The organism is Alcaligenes faecalis (assembly GCF_002443155.1).
GTDB classification, from domain to species: Bacteria; Pseudomonadota; Gammaproteobacteria; order Burkholderiales; family Burkholderiaceae_B; genus Alcaligenes; species Alcaligenes faecalis.
This window is the reverse complement of record NZ_CP023667.1, coordinates 1,927,873-1,946,819: the sequence shown is the minus strand read 5'-3', so window position 1 is coordinate 1,946,819 and position 18,947 is coordinate 1,927,873. Positions and strand designations below refer to the sequence as shown.

Annotated in this window: 17 protein-coding genes; 12 read left to right on the top strand and 5 right to left on the bottom strand. The window is 56.2% G+C overall.

The window, feature by feature from the left end; genetic code table 11:
• Positions 1-13: 13 nt before the first annotated feature.
• From CPY64_RS09070 to CPY64_RS09050, 5 genes are all read left to right on the top strand, one after another.
• Complete coding sequence (locus CPY64_RS09070) at positions 14-976, top strand: LD-carboxypeptidase (protein WP_042480983.1); 963 nt, start codon at positions 14-16, stop codon at positions 974-976.
• Positions 977-1,039: 63 nt separating this feature from the next.
• On the top strand, positions 1,040-2,638 hold the full coding sequence (locus CPY64_RS09065; protein WP_042480980.1) for an ABC-F family ATPase: 1,599 nt from the start codon (positions 1,040-1,042) through the stop codon (positions 2,636-2,638).
• An 8-nt stretch (positions 2,639-2,646) separates the two neighbouring features.
• Positions 2,647-3,243 (top strand): IMPACT family protein, encoded by a 597-nt coding sequence (locus CPY64_RS09060; protein ID WP_042480977.1) that lies wholly within the window; start codon positions 2,647-2,649, stop codon positions 3,241-3,243.
• Positions 3,244-3,451: 208 nt separating this feature from the next.
• Positions 3,452-3,982, top strand: coding sequence for a peroxiredoxin family protein (locus CPY64_RS09055; RefSeq protein ID WP_042482148.1), 531 nt, complete (start codon positions 3,452-3,454; stop codon positions 3,980-3,982).
• Between the two features lie 24 nt (positions 3,983-4,006).
• On the top strand, positions 4,007-4,270 hold the full coding sequence (locus CPY64_RS09050) for a DUF2024 family protein (protein ID WP_042480975.1): 264 nt from the start codon (positions 4,007-4,009) through the stop codon (positions 4,268-4,270).
• 64 nt (positions 4,271-4,334) lie between these two features.
• On the opposite strand, the gene trxA is transcribed toward CPY64_RS09050, so the two are convergent.
• Both trxA and CPY64_RS09040 read right to left on the bottom strand, forming a co-directional pair.
• On the bottom strand, positions 4,335-4,715 hold the full coding sequence (trxA, locus tag CPY64_RS09045) for a thioredoxin (RefSeq protein WP_042482146.1): 381 nt from the start codon (positions 4,713-4,715) through the stop codon (positions 4,335-4,337).
• Between the two features lie 120 nt (positions 4,716-4,835).
• On the bottom strand, positions 4,836-6,128 hold the full coding sequence (locus CPY64_RS09040; RefSeq protein WP_026483346.1) for an NCS2 family permease: 1,293 nt from the start codon (positions 6,126-6,128) through the stop codon (positions 4,836-4,838).
• Between the two features lie 188 nt (positions 6,129-6,316).
• Between CPY64_RS09040 and tsaD the strand changes: the two genes are divergently transcribed.
• Entirely contained in the window at positions 6,317-7,375 is a 1,059-nt protein-coding gene (gene tsaD, locus CPY64_RS09035) for a tRNA (adenosine(37)-N6)-threonylcarbamoyltransferase complex transferase subunit TsaD (RefSeq protein ID WP_042480972.1), read from the top strand.
• A 3-nt stretch (positions 7,376-7,378) separates the two neighbouring features.
• On the opposite strand, the gene plsY is transcribed toward tsaD, so the two are convergent.
• A complete protein-coding gene (gene plsY / locus CPY64_RS09030; protein ID WP_042480970.1) occupies positions 7,379-8,020 on the bottom strand; it encodes a glycerol-3-phosphate 1-O-acyltransferase PlsY in 642 nt (213 codons plus the stop codon).
• 114 nt (positions 8,021-8,134) lie between these two features.
• Between plsY and surE the strand changes: the two genes are divergently transcribed.
• The 4 genes from surE (at position 8,135) to rlmD (ending at position 12,152) form a co-directional block, all read left to right on the top strand.
• Positions 8,135-8,875, top strand: a complete 741-nt coding sequence (surE, locus tag CPY64_RS09025) for a 5'/3'-nucleotidase SurE (protein ID WP_042480966.1) — start codon at positions 8,135-8,137, stop codon at positions 8,873-8,875.
• Positions 8,872-9,696 (top strand): protein-L-isoaspartate(D-aspartate) O-methyltransferase, encoded by an 825-nt coding sequence (locus tag CPY64_RS09020; protein WP_042480963.1) that lies wholly within the window; start codon positions 8,872-8,874, stop codon positions 9,694-9,696. The genes surE and CPY64_RS09020 overlap by 4 nt, the downstream gene beginning before the upstream one ends.
• A 23-nt stretch (positions 9,697-9,719) precedes the next feature.
• Complete coding sequence (locus CPY64_RS09015) at positions 9,720-10,544, top strand: peptidoglycan DD-metalloendopeptidase family protein (protein ID WP_042480959.1); 825 nt, start codon at positions 9,720-9,722, stop codon at positions 10,542-10,544.
• 297 nt (positions 10,545-10,841) lie between these two features.
• Entirely contained in the window at positions 10,842-12,152 is a 1,311-nt protein-coding gene (gene rlmD, locus CPY64_RS09010; protein WP_045929947.1) for a 23S rRNA (uracil(1939)-C(5))-methyltransferase RlmD, read from the top strand.
• Between the two features lie 321 nt (positions 12,153-12,473).
• Here the strand turns inward: rlmD and CPY64_RS09005 are convergent, their stop codons facing one another.
• Positions 12,474-13,142: a TetR/AcrR family transcriptional regulator gene (locus tag CPY64_RS09005; RefSeq protein ID WP_042480956.1), complete on the bottom strand. Its 669-nt coding sequence runs from the start codon at positions 13,140-13,142 to the stop codon at positions 12,474-12,476.
• 228 nt (positions 13,143-13,370) lie between these two features.
• On the opposite strand from CPY64_RS09005, the gene CPY64_RS09000 reads away from it, so the two are divergent.
• Together CPY64_RS09000 and CPY64_RS08995 are read left to right on the top strand one after the other, a co-directional pair.
• Positions 13,371-14,783, top strand: coding sequence for an NAD(P)/FAD-dependent oxidoreductase (locus tag CPY64_RS09000; protein WP_042480951.1), 1,413 nt, complete (start codon positions 13,371-13,373; stop codon positions 14,781-14,783).
• Between the two features lie 154 nt (positions 14,784-14,937).
• Positions 14,938-17,388, top strand: a complete 2,451-nt coding sequence (locus tag CPY64_RS08995) for a penicillin G acylase (protein ID WP_042480947.1) — start codon at positions 14,938-14,940, stop codon at positions 17,386-17,388.
• A gap of 401 nt (positions 17,389-17,789) precedes the next feature.
• On the opposite strand, the gene CPY64_RS08990 is transcribed toward CPY64_RS08995, so the two are convergent.
• Positions 17,790-18,884, bottom strand: coding sequence for a toxin-antitoxin system TumE family protein (locus CPY64_RS08990; protein WP_042480946.1), 1,095 nt, complete (start codon positions 18,882-18,884; stop codon positions 17,790-17,792).
• Positions 18,885-18,947: the final 63 nt, after the last annotated feature.

The following is an 18,947-nucleotide window of genomic DNA, read 5'->3' as shown; positions in this document are numbered from 1 at the left end:
TTCAAGGTTAATCATGAGCAGCCCCGAGCACGACCATCATCACCATCACCACGAACATGGCGAGTGCCATTGTGGGCAGCAGGACAGTTCGGGCATTTATCTGTTTTCGCCCTCTGGCCAGATCCTTGAACCCAAACGCCTGGAGCTGGCCAGCCAGCGTTTGAACCAGCTGGGCTTTGCCGTGGACATAGATCCGGACGCCTTGGCGGTACACGAACGCTTTGCCGGTACGGACGCCCAGCGTCTGGCCGCTGTACAGCGCGCCTTGCAGCAGCCCCAGCCTATTGTGATGGCGACACGCGGCGGCTATGGTTTGAGCCGCATTCTGGGCCAGATCGACTGGCGCGCAGTGGCCGATAGCGGCAAGCGTTTTGTGGGCATGTCGGATTTCACCGCCTTCAATCTGGCCTTGCTGGCGCAGACTGGGGCCATCAGCTATACCGGCCCCACCGCGATTGCCGACTTCGGTGGCGATGAGACTGACGAGCTGACAACCGAGCTGTTTGGTGAATTGATGCGTGGCGAGCTGGAACTGTTCAGCTTTGAGTCCGAGGATTCGGATGCCGTCGATGGTCACGGTGTTCTGTGGGGCGGTAATCTGGCCCTGGTCTGCTCCTTGCTGGGCACGCCGTACTTCCCCAATATTGACGGCGGCATCTTGTTCCTGGAAGACGTGGGCGAAGCCCCGTACCGGGTCGAGCGCATGTTGACGCAACTCTGGCATGCCGGCGTGCTGAAGCGTCAAATGGCCGTCGTGCTGGGCCGCTTCACGGCTTACAAGACAGGGGCTTCGGATAACGGCTTTGATATGGACTCGGTGGTGCGCTGGCTGCGTGAAACCGTCAAGGTTCCGGTCGTGACGGGCCTGCCTTATGGCCATGTGGACGTCAAGGTCAGCCTGCCTGTAGGCAAGGAAGTGGGCCTGGCCACCGAGGACGGCATGGCTTATCTGGTCCTGGATGAGCACGAGCACTAACGGATTTCGCGCCTGCTTGATACACTACTGGGTTGAACTCAACCTTTTTCAAAGTACGTTTACGTGATCTCCACCGCTAATTTAACGATCCAGTTTGGTGCCAAGCCTTTATTTGAAAACGTCAGTGTCAAACTGGGCGGAGGCAACCGCTATGGCCTGATTGGTGCCAACGGGTCGGGCAAGTCTACCTTCATGAAAATCATTGGCGGCGACCTGGAGCCAAGCGGGGGTAATGTATCGCTGGACCCGGGCGTGCGTCTGGGCAAGCTGCGTCAGGACCAGTTTGCTTACGAAGACAAGCGCGTGCTGGATGTGGTGCTGATGGGCCACACCGAAATGTGGAGCACCATGCAAGAGCGTGATGCCATCTACGACAATCCAGAAGCCACCGAAGAAGACTATATGAAGGCCGCCGAGCTGGAGGCCCGTTTTGCCGAGTACGACGGCTATACCGCCGAGAGTCGTGCCGGTGAATTGCTGATGGGCCTGGAAATTCCCGTCGAACAGCACCAGTTGCCCATGAGCGAAATTGCTCCCGGCTGGAAACTGCGTGTGCTGCTGGCACAGGCCCTGTTCTCCAACCCCGATGTTCTGCTGCTGGACGAGCCGACCAACAACCTGGATATCAACACGATCCGCTGGCTGGAAGATGTGCTCAACAGCTACCAGAGCACCATGATCATCATCAGTCACGATCGTCACTTCCTGAACCAGGTTTGCACTCACATGGCCGACCTGGATTATGGCGAGCTGCGTGTCTACCCCGGCAACTACGACGATTACATGCTGGCGTCCGTGCAGTCGCGCGAACGTGTGCTGGCGGCCAACTCCAAGGCCAAAGAGCGTATTGGCGAACTGCAGGACTTTGTGCGCCGTTTTGCCGCCAACAAGTCCAAGTCCCGTCAGGCTACCTCGCGTCTGAAACAGATTGGTCGTCTGAAGGCAGACACCATCGAGGTGAAGCCTTCTTCGCGTCAGAACCCATTTATCCGTTTTGAACAGAAAAAAGTGCTGCACCGCCTGGCGGTCACCATCGAGGGGCTGAGCAAGTCCTACGATCACCCCATTATCAAGAATTTCTCGGCCATGATTGAAGCGGGCGAGAAAATCGCGATTGTGGGTGCGAACGGTGTGGGTAAGACGACCTTGCTGCGTTTGCTGGCCGGTGATCTGGCTCCTGACAGTGGTTCGGTCGTCTGGTCCGAAAACGCCGATATCGGCTACATGGCTCAGGACGTATCGGACGAATTCGACACCGAAGACAATGTGTTTGACTGGATCAGCCAGTTCCGTCAGGCCGGCGACGATGACCAGTCCCTGCGCTCCGTGCTGGGTCGCATGCTGTTCTCGGCGGATGACATCATCAAACCCGTGAAAGTGTTGTCCGGTGGCGAGAAAAACCGCATGACCTTCTCTCGCCTGATGCTGGGTCGTCACAACGTCATGCTGCTGGACGAACCGACCAACCACCTGGATATGGAATCGATCGAGTCCTTGCAGATGGCCATGGAAAAATTTGAAGGCACTCTGATTTTCGTGTCCCATGACCGCGAGTTCGTCTCCGGTGTGGCAACTCGCATTATCGAAGTGATGCCTGAAGGCCGTCTGGTCGATTACCGCGGTGGCTACGAAGACTACCTGGCCAGCCGCGAGCAGGACTGAGGCCAGGGGTGGCCGTCTTTACCCTGTGTGAGCCCACCAGCTTCGAGCAGGACATCAAAAAAAGCCGTTTTCTGGCACTGGCTGCTCCTGTAGACAGTGCCAGCCAGGCTTTGGCCTTCTTTCAGGCCAAGGGTGTGCCCGATGCCACGCATAATTGCTGGGCCTACAAGATCGGGTCTGAATACCGTTTTAACGATGATGGTGAACCCGGCGGCACAGCCGGGCGCCCCATTTTGCAAGCCATAGAAGGGCAGGATTGCGACCGCGTCGCGGTGCTGGTTATTCGCTGGTTTGGGGGCGTCAAGCTGGGCACGGGCGGTCTGGTGCGTGCTTATGGCGGCGTGGCCGCTCAATGTTTGCGGCTTGCTGACAAGCAGGAACTGATTCCCATGGCCGCCTTGCGCTGCCGCTGCTCCTTCGCCGATCTGGCCCTGGTTCAATCCCGTTTCGACAGCTTTGGCGTTCAGGTTCAGGACGAACAGTTCGACGCTGAGGGCGTGCAGTGGGTATTGAATCTGCCGGTCGAGCATAAGGCGGAGTTTCAGCAGTCCTTTATCAATATGACACGCGGCCAGGGTGAATGTGAGCCCCTGGAGCAAGCGTAAGTCATTTTCTGTTCAGCCCAAAGTCCGCAATGGACCTCTTGCCACCATCTGCCTTGATGGGGTTTTCTGGACGCAAAGGTATCTTTTCCAGACGATTGTCCCTTCGTGCCGTCCAGGCTGTGGCCATACTAAACACTTCTGATTCCTTCTAAGTCTGCATTCCGCCTGCGGGTATGATCGGGTTTAGTCAGCATTGTGGGTGTATGTCATGTCCTACGAGATCCATGCCAGTCAGTGGCTCAATACGACCGCGCCATTAAGCCTGTCATCCTTGCGTGGCCGCGTTGTGGTGGTCACTGCCTTCCAGATGCTTTGTCCGGGCTGTGTCATCAACAGCCTGCCGCAAGCCAAAAAGCTCGATACGCTGTTCTCGCGTGACGATCTGCGCATCATCGGTCTGCATAGCGTGTTCGAACATCACGACGTGATGGGCCCGGCCGCATTGCAAGCCTTCGCCCATGAGTACCGTCTGAATTTTCCCATCGCCATTGATCAGCCCTCAGGCAGTGGCCCCTTGCCGCGCACCATGAAGGAGTGGGGCCTGGGCGGGACACCATCCACCATTATTTTTGACCGTGATGGCAATCTGGCCCTGAAGGAATTGGGGCATTTGGACGATCTGCGTCTGGGCGCTTTTGTCGGTCAGCTGATTGCTCGCCGCCCGGTCGAAGAAACCAGGAAAGAGGGGAATCAGGAAAAGGAGGGCTCTTCCTCTTGCGGGCCTACGTGTACTTATTAGGTTTTTTGCTGAAAAGGGTTTGTCATGAAGATTGCAGTGTTTGATACCTACGTCGTGCGTCCTGACGGACGTCGTATGCACTTTGATATTTTGGTCAGCGACGATGCCAAGGATATGGACAAGGTCTTGAGCTATGGCCAGCGTTATCTGGCGGCCAAAGGGGTGAAGGTTGAGAATTTTACCTCGCGCGAGTGCCGCTTTTGCCATACGGAAATGGCGTCTGCGCCGGTAGAGAGTGAAATCAAGCGCAGTGGCTTCGCGATTATCGAGCTGGAAAACTGCGAATAAGTCAGGTCCAGGCATAAAAAAACGCCAGACAAGCCGTCTGGCGTTTTTTGTAGAGCAGGCTGAATCAGGCCTGGTCAGCTTGCTGATCTTGCTGGGCAGCGATCTCAGCGTGGACTTTTTCCATATCCACAGACTTGACTTGCTCGATCAGGTCGTCCAGCTGGGCAGCAGACAGGGCGCCGGCTTGCGAGAACAGCAGAACGCGTTCACGGAATACCATCAGCGTAGGAATGGAGCGGATACGTAGGCCAGCGGCCAGTTCCTGCTCTTCTTCGGTGTTGACCTTGGCAAAGGTCACGTCCGCGTGCTTGCTTGCCGCCGCGTCAAAGACGGGAGCAAACTGGCGGCATGGACCGCACCAGGGAGCCCAGAAGTCGATGATCAGGGGTTTGCCGTCTTCTACTGCAGCCTGGAATGTTTCTTCGTTCAGTTCGACGATGCTCATGGGGGAGCCTCCGCAATAAAAAAGCGGCTGATGGTGTTCAGCCGCTTCGTTAAACATGCAATCAGTGTACTCGTTTTCCAGACAGCCCTAAAGCGCCAAACGAGTTTGCTGTAAGGTTTTTCATTCCGTAGCGATTGCGTACTTGATCACAAACAAGATGGCGACAATCAGCGTGGCCAGGTGGATACTGCGCCAGCGGCCGGTCGTCAGCTTCAGGATGACGTAGCTGATAAAGCCAAAGGCCAGGCCGTTGGCAATCGAGTAGGTGAAGGGCATGGTGAAGGCAGCCAGGGCAGCAGGCACGGCCTCGGTCATGTCGTCCCATTTCACCTCAGTAATTTCGCGCATCATCAAGCACGCCACGTACAGCAAGGCGGGGGCGGTGGCGTAACCGGGAACGGTCGCGGCCAGAGGCGAGAAAAACAGGGCCAGCAGGAACAGCACGCCAATGGTCAGAGCGGTCAGACCGGTACGCCCACCGGCTTGCACACCCGAGGCGCTTTCCACGTAGGCGGTGGTGCTGCTGGTGCCCAGCATGGAACCGGCCACAATGGCGGTACTGTCAGCCAGCAGGGCGCGGCCCAGACGGTTGGGTTTGCCTTCTTCAATCAGGCGGGCACGCTTGGCAACCCCGATCATGGTGCCGGTGGCATCAAACACCTCAACCAGCACCAGCACCAGAATCACGTGAACAAAGCCGGTGTGCAGGGCACCCATGATGTCCAGTTGCATGAAAGTAGGCATCAGCGAGGGGGGAGTGGAGACCACACCACCAAATTCGCTGTGACCGGTCAGCATGGACAGAATGGTCACGGCCAGAATACCGATCAGGATCGCGCCGCGTACCTTCAGCGCATCCAGGGCGGCAATGATAAAAAAGCCCAGAATTGCGTACAGGGCCGCAGGTTGGGTCAGATCACCCAGACCAATCTTGGTGGCAGGGTGGGCCACCACAATGCCCGAGTTCATCAGGGCGATCAGACCCAGGAACATGCCGATACCGGCGGCAATCGCGCTTTGCAGGGATTTCGGGATTCCCCGAATCAGCCAGGACCGGATGCCGGTCACCGTCAGGATCAGGAAGATCACGCCGGAAATAAAGACCGCGCCCAGTGCCTGTTGCCAGGTATAGCCCAGGGTGGCGACCACGGTGAAGGCAAAAAAGGCGTTCAGACCCATGCCCGGCGCCATGCCGATAGGCCAGTTCGCCACAAAGGCCATGATGAAGGTGCCCAGAGCAGCGGCCAGGCAGGTGGCTACAAAAATGGCATTGCGATCCATCCCTGTGGACGACAGGATGTCTGGATTCACAAAAATAATGTAGGACATGGTCAGGAAGGTAGTGATACCGGCCAGGACCTCGGTACGGACGTTGGTGCCATGCTCAGAGAGTTTGAAGAGACGTTCAAACATGGGCAGCCTCCTTGTGATTATTAGGCGATCGGAGCTTGAAATTATCGATGCGGGATTTTAACCACGAGTGTGCCACTGCGTCGCCCCCCTTTGTCGCGATGTATCGGCACAACCCTGACACTATCCGCCGTTTGTCTTGAGGGGATAAATTCCTATTTTCCCCAATACAGCAGGCTAAAATAAGCCCCATGAATATTCTTGGATTTGAAAGTTCCTGCGATGAAACCGGCGTGGCGCTGGTCAGCACGGAACAGGGCTTGTTGGCCCATGCCTTGCACAGCCAGATTGCCATGCACCGTGAATACGGTGGGGTGGTGCCTGAACTGGCCTCTCGCGATCATATCCGTCGTGTCTTGCCGTTGACTCGTCAGGTGTTGGCTTCGTGCAATATGCAGCTTGATCAGGTCGATGCCATTGCCTATACCGCCGGTCCTGGCCTGGCCGGGGCCTTGCTGGTGGGAGCCAGCGTGGCGCAGTCGATTGCCTGGTCGCTGAAGAAACCGACCATTGCCATCCATCACCTGGAAGGCCATTTGCTCTCGCCCTTGTTGGCCGAGCCGCGTCCCGAGTTTCCTTTTGTGGCCCTGCTGGTCTCGGGCGGTCATACGCAATTGATGCGCGTGGATGGTGTGGGTCAGTACGAGTTGCTGGGTGAAACGCTGGACGATGCGGCGGGCGAAGCCTTTGATAAAAGCGCCAAGCTGATGGGCCTGGGCTATCCCGGTGGCCCGGCCTTGTCGCGTCTGGCCGAACAGGGCGACCCCAACGTGTACGAGCTGCCGCGTCCCATGATGCACAGCAAGGATCTGGATTTCAGCTTCAGCGGTCTGAAAACCGCCGTGCTGACGCGTTTGCGCAAGCTGGAAGCGGAAGAGGGCGGCATTACCGAACAGCAACGCGCTGATCTGGCCGCCGCGACCGAGGCTGCCATTGTGGATGTGCTGGCTGCCAAAGCCGTCAAAGCCTTGAAGCAAACCGGCTTGAAACGTCTGGTAGTGGCTGGTGGTGTGGGGGCCAACCGTCACTTGCGGGCTTATTTACAAAAAGCCGTCGCGCGTTTGAAGGGCGAGGTGTTTTTTCCGCCGCTGGAATTCTGTACCGATAACGGTGCCATGATTGCATTCGCGGCGGCCATGCGCGTCAAGCACGGTCTGGTGACTTTGGATGACAGCCAGCACGGCTTTGCCATTCGGCCCCGCTGGGATCTGGCCTGTGTGAATCAGCCTGTCTCCCAGCAAGAGCGTTAGCTCTCATTCTTTCTTGGAACCGATCTTGCTTTCTTTGCCCGTCATCAGACGACGTATGTTTTCCTGGTGACGCCACAGCAAGAAGGCACTGATCAGGACCAGGGCGGTGGCAATAGAGGCATTCATGGGCCAGACTACCTTGGCGCCGAGCAGGTAAAACAAGGGGGCGAATACGGCACTGATGATGGCTGCCAGCGAGGAGTAGCGGCTGACATAGGCGATAATCAGCCAGGTGGCTGCGGTGGCCAGAGCCAGCCAGGGCAGCAGGGCCAGGATGACGCCGAGTGCGGTTGCAACGCCTTTGCCACCTTTAAAGCCCAGAAAGACCGGGTACAAGTGGCCTAAAAAGGCAAAAAAGGCGCTGACACCCAGTAAAGTGGGTGCCCAGCCCCAGTTGCTGATGGCCTGTTGGGTCAGAAAGACAGCCAGCCAGCCTTTGAAGGCATCGCCCAACAAGGTCAGAATGGCTGCTTTTTTATTGCCGCTACGTAGTACATTAGTGGCTCCCGGATTTTTCGAACCAAAGGTTCGAGGGTCCTGCAAGCCCATGATCTTGCTGACGATTACGGCAAACGGCAAGGATCCCAGCAAGTAGGACAAGAGGGCGACAAGCGGTGCAGCCACAGCAAAAGAAACGGCGTTCATGAGGATTGAGCTCCACAATTATTGTTGCGCGGATTCTACCGGCCTTGCAGCAAAATACCAAAGGCAGCGGGTACAATTTGCTGCCCCTGTTAGATTTTTAACGGAAAAGTAAGCATGCGTATTCTGGTCTCCAACGATGATGGCTATACAGCAGCCGGTATCGAGGCTTTGTATGAAGCCTTGCAAGGACTGGGCGAGCTGACTGTCATTGCACCTGAGACCAATTGCAGCGGTGCCAGCAATTCCCTGACCTTGAATCGTCCCTTGTCGCTGCGCCAGGCCAGCAATGGTTTTTATTTTGTGAATGGTACACCGTCCGATTGTGTGCACGTGGCGCTGACTGGCTTGCTGGATTTTCGCCCTGATCTGATTGTGTCCGGCATCAATAATGGCGCCAATATGGGCGATGACACCCTGTATTCGGGTACGGTTGCTGCCGCGATGGAAGGCCATTTGTTCGGGATTCCCGCGATTGCGTTTTCCCTGATCGAACGTGGCTGGAAAAACCTGGATAGTGCGGCGCGCGTAGCACGCGATCTGGTGCAGCGTTGTCAGAAACAGCCGCTGGCGGCCAACACCCTGCTGAACGTGAACATTCCATGCCTGCCGTATGAAGCCCTGACAGGTATGCAGGTGACGCGTCTGGGCAAGCGCCACCCCTCGGAGCCGGTCGTGAAAAGTCAGACGCCTTATGGCGAGCCTGTGTACTGGATTGGCCGAGTAGGCGGGGTATCCGATAGCGAGCAGGGAACGGATTTTGGTGCGGTGGACAGTGGTGCCGTGTCGATCACGCCCTTGCGGGCTGATTTGACGAATCACGAGCAACTGGCTGGTTTGCGGGACTGGGTGCAATGACAAGTAAACCAGGCAAGCGCTACCCCTTTGCGGACGGCACACGGAACCGGTTTGGCAAGTCCAGCCTGGGCAGTGGTCTGTCTGCCAGCAACAGCAATACGCGCATTGTGCAACGGGGCCAGTTACAACCGACACCGTCGGTCGGTTTGTCACCGCAAGTGTCAACAAGTGTCAACCTGGGTTTGAACTCGGAACGCTCGCGTGGCATGATGATCGAGCGCTTGCGCCGACAGGGAATTACCGACGAAAGAGTGCTGGCGGCCATGCAGGCAGTGCCGCGCCATCAGTTTGTTGATCAGGGTTTGGCCAGCCGGGCCTATGAAGATGATGCCTTGCCCATTGGCTTTGCGCAGACCATCTCCCAGCCTTGGGTTGTGGCCCACATGATCAGCCTGGTGTGTGACCAGAAAATACCGAATAAAGTGTTGGAAGTCGGTGCCGGATGTGGTTATCAGGCCGCTGTTTTGGCACAATTAGTCAAAGAAGTGTATGCGGTAGAACGTATCAAAGGTTTGTGCGATATGGCCCGCGATCACATGCGTCAACTAGGCCTGTCGCAACGTGCTCGAATAATGTTTGGTGACGGAATGCAAGGTTACCCTGCGGCAGCCCCGTATGATGCTATTGTTGTGGCGGCAGCCGGTCCGGTCATCCCTAGAAGCCTGTTGGAACAATTAACATTGGGGGGGCGACTGATTGCCCCCGAAGGTACGACACAACAGCGCCTGGTTTTGGTGGAACGCACCGGACAGGCCACGTGGCGTCGTGAAGAACTTGATGCGGTTCGCTTCGTGCCGATGCGAGCCGGAACCCAGATTTAGTCAGATATTCTCAGGAGATTTATATGCAGCATGCAGTCAGGTTACCGTTAACCGCTGCTTCCACCGGTACACAGTGGTTCTTGACGCCCCGTCAGTGCCTGGTGGCGGCTGTGGTCACCAGTACCCTGCTGGCTGGTTGTGCAAGCCGTAACGAGCGTGCCCCAGTCACTGACCTGAGTTCTTCTTCGGCGGCGGGCAGCGTCAGCACTGCGACGGGTACCTATGTGGTCCGTCCTGGCGATACGCTGTACAAAATCGCCCAGGCGCACGGCATGGACGTGAACTCGCTGATCCAGTTGAACCAGATTACCGATCCTTCCATGCTGCGCGTGGGTCAAACCTTGCGTCTGGATGGCAATACCTCGATGGCGGCGGTCAACACTCGCCCAGCCGGTAGCGGTGGCACACAGACCTCGCCCGTCAGCCCGGCCACTCCGGTCAAGACTGAAACGCCCGTGTCTGCGCCTCGCGCCAGTGACGCTGCCCTGATCGCCTGGGGCTGGCCTGCCAGCGGCAAGATCATCCAGGGTTTCAATGCCTCAACCAAGGGTATTGATATTGAAGGCAAGGTTGGCGATCCCGTGGTTGCCGCTGCGGATGGCAAGATCATGTATGCCGGTAACGGTGTGCGCGGTTTAGGTTCCATGGTTCTGGTCGGCCACAGCAATGGTTTTATCACTGCCTACGCTCATAACAGTGTCTTGCACGTTAAAACGGGCCAGCAGGTGAAGAAGGGACAGCGTATTGCCGATCTGGGTCAGTCTGACACCACCTCGCCACGGCTGCATTTCGAGATTCGTCGTTCCGGTACGCCGGTCAATCCGATCTCCTACCTGCCTACGCGATAAGCTCGGTATCTGGACTAAAAAAAGCGGCTTCTGGCCGCTTTTTTTGTGTGTTGTGTTTGAGGCTGCCCAGCGCAATGACTGTGTTAATGCAGATTGCGCTGCCAGCTTGGAAGCCATGCCTGTCGGACGGTCCCGGCATACTGAGTTTAGTCGCGCTGCGGAACTGCTATTGCCGCGTTCTGTTTGTTTTTACCCGTTGTGCCGAATGCTCATTGTAAAATCAGCGATTCGCCATCGTTTGCAGCAATGCAACTGCGCCATTCTGCTTGGCAGGACGCTTATTTAGGTTTTTATCGAATGTCTGACGTATTGTTAATTGAATCGCTGGATCTGGAAGGACGCGGCGTCGCCCATAAAGAGGGCAAAGTGGTGTTTGTGGAAGGTGCCTTGCCCGGCGAAGAAGTGCTGGCCGAGACGGTGCGCTCCAAGGACTCTTACGATAAAGCCCGCATGACGGCTTTGTTGAAAGCCTCGTCGCAGCGTGCCGAGCCTCCCTGTCCCAACTTCGGTGTCTGTGGTGGTTGTGCCATGCAGCACCTGGAGCCTTCGGCCCAGGTCGCGGTCAAGCAACGTGTGCTGGAGGATTCTCTGGGGCATATCGGCAAGGTCCAGCCAGGCCGCGTGCTGGCGCCCTTGCACGGCCCATACTGGGGCTACCGTTATCGCGCCCGTTTCTCCATGCGCTACGTGCCTAAAAAGGGTGGGGTGCTGGTCGGTTTCCGTGAAAAGAATGGCCGCTATGTGGTGGACATGACGGAATGTCGAGTGCTGCCCGCCAAGGTTTCTGCCTTGCTGGAGCCCTTGCGTTCCTGTCTGGCTGGCTTGTCCCGCCCCGATCGTCTGCCGCAGATCGAACTAGCCATGGGCGACAAGATCACAACCTTGACCTTGCGTCATATGGAGCCGCTCACCAGCGAGGATATCCAGCGTTTGCAGGATTTCGGGCAGGAGCACGACATCAGCTGGTGGTTGCAGCCCAAGGGCCCGGAAACGGCGCACCCCTTGCTGCGCGAAGATGCGGACAAGCTGGCCTACGCACTGCCAGAGTTTGATTTGCGCATGCCGTATCGTCCTACGGACTTTACTCAGGTGAACCACGACATTAACCGCAGCTTGATTTCGCGAGCCCTGACCTTGCTGGACGTCAAACCCGAGCATCGGGTGGCTGACCTGTTCTGTGGTCTGGGTAACTTCAGCCTGCCGCTGGCGCGCCGCGCCGCCGAAGTGGTCGGGATTGAAGGCAGCAGCACCTTGACCGAACGTGCCGGTGAAGCGGCCTTGGCCCACGACCTGCAGGACAAGGCGAAATTTACTACCCTGAACCTGTTTGAAGTGGACGTGCAATGGCTGCGTGACCTGGGGCATTTCGACCGCATGTTGATCGACCCGCCGCGCGATGGTGCCTTCGCTGTGGCCACCGCTTTGGCGCAACTGGAAAAGCATGAGCGCCCTGAGCGTCTGGTTTATGTGTCCTGTAGCCCAGGTACTCTGGCTCGTGACGCCGGTGTATTGGTTCACCAGGGTGGTTACACGCTGGAGTCGGCCGGTGTGGTGAATATGTTCCCGCATACGGCACACGTGGAATCGATTGCCGTCTTTACGCGCTAAGTACAGCTAGGCAGGTTTGATATAAAACGCCCCGCAAATTGGACAGCGTTCCAGTTTGCGGGGCGTTTTGTTTTTCCAGAGGGGCTTTGTCAGCTCGTTCGCTCAAGGTGGTGTTGCCTTCAATCCCGACCATTTCGGTGGTATCACGTTTTAAAGGCTGGCTGAAGGATCAGTCGCGTTCAGGTGCTTTTCTCGAGATGTGGGCATGAGCCAGTCCGTGCCCTTGCCAAGCCCGCAGGCAGCTATATGCTCTTTATCACAATGTTTGAAGGCTAGGCAGGCTGATTGGGTTTGTGTGTTTGATTCGGTCCGTTGCTGGTTTTACCGCTTGGTGGCAGTCGTCGCTGCTTTACCAGCATGGGCAATCAAGCCATCGTGTATCAGCTCCATCATCATCTTGAATACCTGCTCGGACTGCAGGTGCACAAAGCGGGGCAGAATCTGGCGCAGCATGGGTACGTCCTCGGCAGGCCATTGTTCCAGTTCCTTCAACTCTTCCTCGGTCACTGGCCGTATCAGTCCGCCCAGTTCTCCTTGAATCAAGCCGTAGAGGGCGGCGTACCAGCCCACACAGGCGGCGGGGATTTCGGCATCGCTCAAACCGCCATCGCGCAAGGCTCGGTATACCTGCTCAAGAACCAGATAGTCAGCTTTGCCGGTATTTAGAAAACGCTGCATTTGCTGAAAAGTCTGTGGTTGGCCCAAGGCCAGCTCACGATACTGTCGGGCCAATTCATACAAACGCTCTGTCCATGACAGACCCGTATCCACGGCCTGAATGCGGCCCGTCAAATAATCCGCCATCGCGCGCAGCAAGCCTTCCTTGGACTTGAAGTGATACAGCACAGCCATTGGGTCGCAGCCCACTCGCTCCCCCAGTTTACGTAAGGAAAAGCCGCTGTCTCCGGCTTCCTCCATCAAGGTGACGGCGGCGATGACCAGCTCGTCCTTATTCAATTTGCGTGTGCGCGTGGCGGGTGCTTGGGCCAATAGAGTTCCTTTGTCGAACCAGATAGGGGAAAGGGCAGATTTGCCAAGTTTAACTCTACAGAGTAGAATAAATTAATTCTACAGCGTAGAAGAAGATCGTTCCACCCCGTTTTTACAGCGCGGTGTTGATAACGAGACAGAACGGAACGCCGCGTTGACGGGGCGTCACCGGAGCATTCCGCTCTGTGATCCAGGCGGCCAACAGGCCGTGACAGACACAGGACATTTATGCTTATTTCTAAACCCACTCTTTTAAACGATGTTTCCAGCGCAGAGAGCTTGCTGGTCAGTAATCCCCGATTGTGGAACTGGCGAAAAGATCATCTGAACGAAGCCGTCGCGCCCGCGACGTATTACGAAGCATCGCTTGCCCCCTGGAACCGCTTTGATCCTTTGCAAGCCGACACGCAATGTGATGTGCTGGTTGTAGGTGGTGGTTTGCTGGGTGCCTCGACTGCCTTGCATTTGGCCCGCTCCGGTCTGGATGTGGTGCTGGTGGAAAAAGACAGTATTGGCTCCGCTGCGTCCGGCCGAAATGGCGGTCAGCTGACCCCCGGCCTGGCCCGTTGGGAAGCCGCAGACATGATTGCCCATCTGCCTTTGGATGAGGCCCGTCGCTTGTGGCGCTTTGCCTCGCATGAAGCCATGGATCTGCTCGATCAGATTGCTCAGGATTACGAGCTGGATTTTGATCGTCGCCGTGGCCATTTGACGGCTGCCGTTCATGCAGGCCATATGGGTGCTCTGGTAGAGGGGGCGGATGCCCGCCGCTATCTGGGTGATACCAGCGTGGAAATTGTGGGTAGCTACGAGCTGGAGCAGGAAATCCGCTCGCCGCTGTATCACGGCGCCGTAGTGGATACCTTGGGTGGTCAATTGCATCCCCTCGCGCTGCTGCGCGGACTGGTTTACGGCCTGGTTCAGCATGGCGGTCGAGTTTACGAAGGCAGCCCGGTTCAAGAGATCGAGCAGACAGAAAACGGCGCTTTGGCCATCACCCCGGGTGGCACGATTTTGGCGCGTCAGGCCTTGGTGCTGGCCGTGCATGATACGACCTCGCAGTTCTTGCCCACGCAGTCCAATACCACCGTCCCGTTCTATACCTATGTGGGTGTGACCGAGCCGCTGCAGTGCCCGGTCAGCGAGCTTCTGCCAACAGACCGAGCGGTGTATGACACGCAATTCCAGATCGACTATTACCGCGCCGTGCGTCAAAACCGTTTGCTGTTTGGCGGGCAGGGCACCGGCACCAGTTGGTCCCCTGAACGTATCAATGACTACTTGCTGGATCGTATCCAGACGGTTTTCCCACAGCTGGAGCAGGTGCAGCTGGACTTTTCCTGGAGCGGGATCAGTGATTTCACCCTGAACGGGGCAACCGACTCGCGCAAGACCGAGGACACCGTTCCCGTGTACATGGTGCATGGCTGGAGTGGTCACGGCGTGGCGCAAACCGTGCGTATTGGTAAAGCCATTAGTGATGATGTGACGGGCCGCAACGAGGATTTCGCTATGTTGACGGACATTACCCACCGCAGCATTTCTTTGGGCCACCAGTTATCGGGTCTGGCGATCCCCGTGGTCAAGGCCGCGATAGGCATGATGAGCGCGGTGAACCCCGGCCGTCTGGTGTCTTTCTAAGTCCGTTTTCAAGCTCCTATTTAGCAGCGCTGACTAGGGCAAGCCCTTACTTGTTTTCGATCCTGATTGCTTTACATTGTGATTTCCTATTTGTATTGGCTTCAATATTTTAGGTTCATAAGAATTTTCAGTATCATAAAAACAAGGGACAGATATGCAGAAAGGGCTTGTTCGTACCGGGGTTGCGGCCGCTGGTTTGATCTTGGGTTTGGCGTGGGCACCAGCCCACGCGCAGGTGCAGTCGGTAGAGGTGATGCGTGACAGCTATGGCGTGCCGCACGTCTTTGCCGACAGCCACTATGGCTTGTATTACGGCTATGGTTATGCGGTCGCCCAAGACCGTCTGTTCCAGATGGATATGGCGCGTCGCTCCTTTGTAGGCACAACCGCCGCCGTCCTGGGCCCTGGCGATCAGGATGTCTACGTCAAGTACGACATGCAGGTACGGCAGAACTTCACACCCGCCTCCATACAGCGGCAGATCGCGGCCTTGTCCAAGGACGAGCGCGACATTTTCCGTGGCTATGCCGATGGCTATAACGCCTATCTGGAGCAGGTACGCCGTCGTCCTGAACTGCTGCCCAAAGAATATGTGGATTTTGATTTCCAGCCCGAGCCGCTGACCGACTTTGATGTGGTCATGATCTGGGTGGGCTCCATGGCCAACCGCTTCTCCGACACGAATCTGGAAGTGACGGCACTGGCCATGCGTCAGTCTCTGGAAAAACAGCACGGCCCGGAACGTGGCCGTGCCTTGTTTGATGAGCTGCTGTGGATCAATGACACGACCGCCCCCACTACGGTTCCGGCCCCCGCTGCCGAGCACAAGCCACAGGCGCGAGCAGGGACGCAGAATCTGGCCCATGTTTCTTCACAAGTTCTGGCTGCCGAGCTGGAGCGTCAGGACAAGCACTGGGGCGGTCGTGGCCCGGACTTTGCACCCAAAGCCAGTAATCTGTGGAGCACTCGTCCTGAGCGCGTTCAGGATGGCTCTACGGTTCTGATCAACGGCCCGCAGTTTGGCTGGTACAACCCGGCCTACACCTACGGTATCGGTCTGCATGGTGCGGGCTTTGATGTGGTGGGCAATACACCGTTTGCTTATCCAATTGTTCTGTTCGGTACCAATAGTGAAATTGCCTGGGGGGCAACTGCTGGTCCTCAGGACGTGGTGGATATGTACCAGGAGAAACTGAATCCGGCGCGTGCCGATCAGTATTGGTTCAACAATGCCTGGCGCACGATGGAGCAACGCAAGGAGCGCATCCAGGTGCGTGGTCAGGCTGATCGTGAAATGACGATCTGGCGCACCGTACACGGCCCCGTGATGCAGTTTGATTATGAACAGGGCGCGGCTTACAGCAAGAAACGCAGCTGGGATGGTTATGAGGTGCAGTCCTTGCTGGCCTGGTTGAACGTGGCCAAGGCTCGCAACTGGACGGAGTTTCTGGATCAAGCCAGCAAGATGGCGATTTCCATTAACTGGTACTACGCTGACAAGCACGGCAATATCGGCTATGTCTCGCCGGCCTTCCTGCCCCAGCGTCCGGCCGATCAGGACATCCGCGTGCCCGCCAAAGGGGACGGCAGCATGGAGTGGCAGGGCATCAAGAGCTTCGACTCGATTCCCAAAGCCTACAATCCGCCCCAGGGCTATCTGGTCAACTGGAACAACAAGCCTGCGCCGGATAAGACCAATACGGATACTTACTACTGGACCTATGGCGACCGCATGAACGAGTTGACCAGCCAGTATCAGGACAAGGACGTCCATAGCGTGCAGGAGATCTGGGAGTTCAATAAAAAGGCGTCCTATAGCGATGTGAACTGGCGCTATTTCCGACCACATCTGGAAAAGCTGGCGCAAAGTCTGCCTGCCAATGATGCTGGTCAGGCGGCGTTGAAGACCTTGCTGGCCTGGGATGGCATGGAACACGATCAAGCTGGACAAAATGCCGGATCGGCACGGGTGCTGTTCAAGACCTGGCTGGAAGAAATGTACAAGCAGGTCCTGATGCCGGTGGTGCCTGAATCGCATCGCGCCATGTATAGCCAGACCGGTTTTGCCACGCAGCAAGGCCCCAACCCCGGTTCGATCAACTTGAGCATGGGCACCAAGGTTCTGTTGCGTGCCTTGGCCCTGGAAGCCCATCCTGATCCCAAGCGTGTGAATGTCTTTGGTGAGCGCTCTTCTCAGGAAATCATGCACACAGCTTTGCAAAATGCGCAGGCCCGCTTGAGCCAGGAGCAGGGTGCTCAGATGGAGCGCTGGACCATGCCGACCTCGGTGCATCGCTTCAGTGACAAGAACTTCACGGGAACGCCGCAAACGACGTCGGGCAATACCTTTTCCTTTACCGGCTATCAGAACCGTGGCACGGAAAACAACCGTGTGGTATTTGATGCCAAGGGCGTGGAGTTCTGCGACGCCATGCCGCCCGGTCAAAGCGGATTCACGGATCGTAATGGCGTGCGCAGCCCGCATTACGAAGATCAGCTGAAGTTGTACGAGAACTTCGAGTGCAAAACCATGGATGTGACACATACGGACATTCGTCGTAATGCGCAAACCAGCACGATGCTGTTGATTCAGCCTCAGCCTTAACGTTGAGTGCGGCACCTGCACTTTGAGGCGGTGCCGCTTCTTCGATCGTTGCTGGAGGGTTTAGCAGGTCAGGCGATGTAGTTAGTAAAGGCAGCTTGCCAGTATCAGCAGTGAGGCTGAGTACGAAGTCTAAGCTGCAAATCCGGGCAGGCAGGAGTGGAAGTAGCTCGAAGCGGTAAATGTATTGACTCAGGTTGATTTGACAGACGCTAGCAGATCTATCGGGCAGAAAACGACCCGAAGCGGAAGTTCATGCGTTTACAGTTTGTGAAACCTTTGTGTTCAGGGATCAGAGGTTGATGAGCAGGCTTTCAATGCTAATCGCATGGGAGCATCCCCAGCATTGCAAACCGTTCAGAGCCTTTCTGCGGGTAGCAATCATTAATTCTGGGCCATGCAGATTAGTTACACTGCTTTTTCATGCATTCGTCACCCACATCGCGCAGTCGCTTGAAGTCAAAAAACGGATTGCCGTATAGAAAGCTTGGTGAAAGGACGTCCTTTTTCTTCCCTGGCCGAGAGTGCTCGTGGTGAGGGGGGAAGGGAAGGTCGGGATGATGCGGAGCGGAGTCTGCTCGATAGACCTGTTTTTTCTCATCGGGGCTGAACAGCATGTAGGAGTAATCCATCAGCGAGTTCAGGCGTAGCAGCCAATACCAACCTTTAGATAATTGGATAGTGAGATGCCAACCTCGCTCACGATTCTCGGCTTTAGTCGCCATACCCCCGAGTTCGTCCGCGACCATCGTATGCAAGTGAGGGATTAACTGATCCGGGATCGATTCACTCCGGTCGAAATTGGGGATGTCGATCGAAAGTGAGAACAACGTACTTAGAAATCTAAGCACACTGGGTTGCTCTTTTGCCTCCTCAATATGTTTTGTACAAAGTGGCAATTGGATAAGAGTACCTTTCCCTGGAATGCTGGAAATCGTGGTTCTTGCGCTAGCTACAGCAGGAGCTTTACAAGCGAGGCACTGACCCATACTGGATAAAATAAACGACTTAGCAACGGTAGTGTTTTCAAATCGTCCATCAGCCAGATCGGTCGCTTCACGGGTGCCCACGTTCATCCACTTATACCAAGCATCGTAAACAGCTTTCGCAGCAGCTGTGTCGAGTATGTTGTAAAGGGTTCGGCAGTCGGCAATCGTAACCCACTCGAAAGACAGTGATTTGAAGCTAGGGAAGCCTCCCCGATAGCGATAACTCCGCAGACAGCCGCAGTGGTCTGTCTGCGGGTAGATCACCACCCCTTCCTGGTTTCTTTGAATCCAATACTTCTGGGGTGCAGCGGCAACTAGCTTTCGCCATGCCTCAAGGTCGTAGGTAACGCTTTCAACGACAAAAGGTAGTCGCCGTTTTATGAAGTCAAAATTTTTATACGACAGGGCAGCAACATAGAGATCCATGGTTGATGCATCGGGCTGCGGCCCATCAATCTCTGCGAGTAGTGAGTCTATATTGAACAGTTTCCATTGTTGATCGTTATCCATCCCAAAACTCCTATTCCCTAAAAATATCGCAGCTTTAGCTGCTCGCAATATTGCTTTCCAATA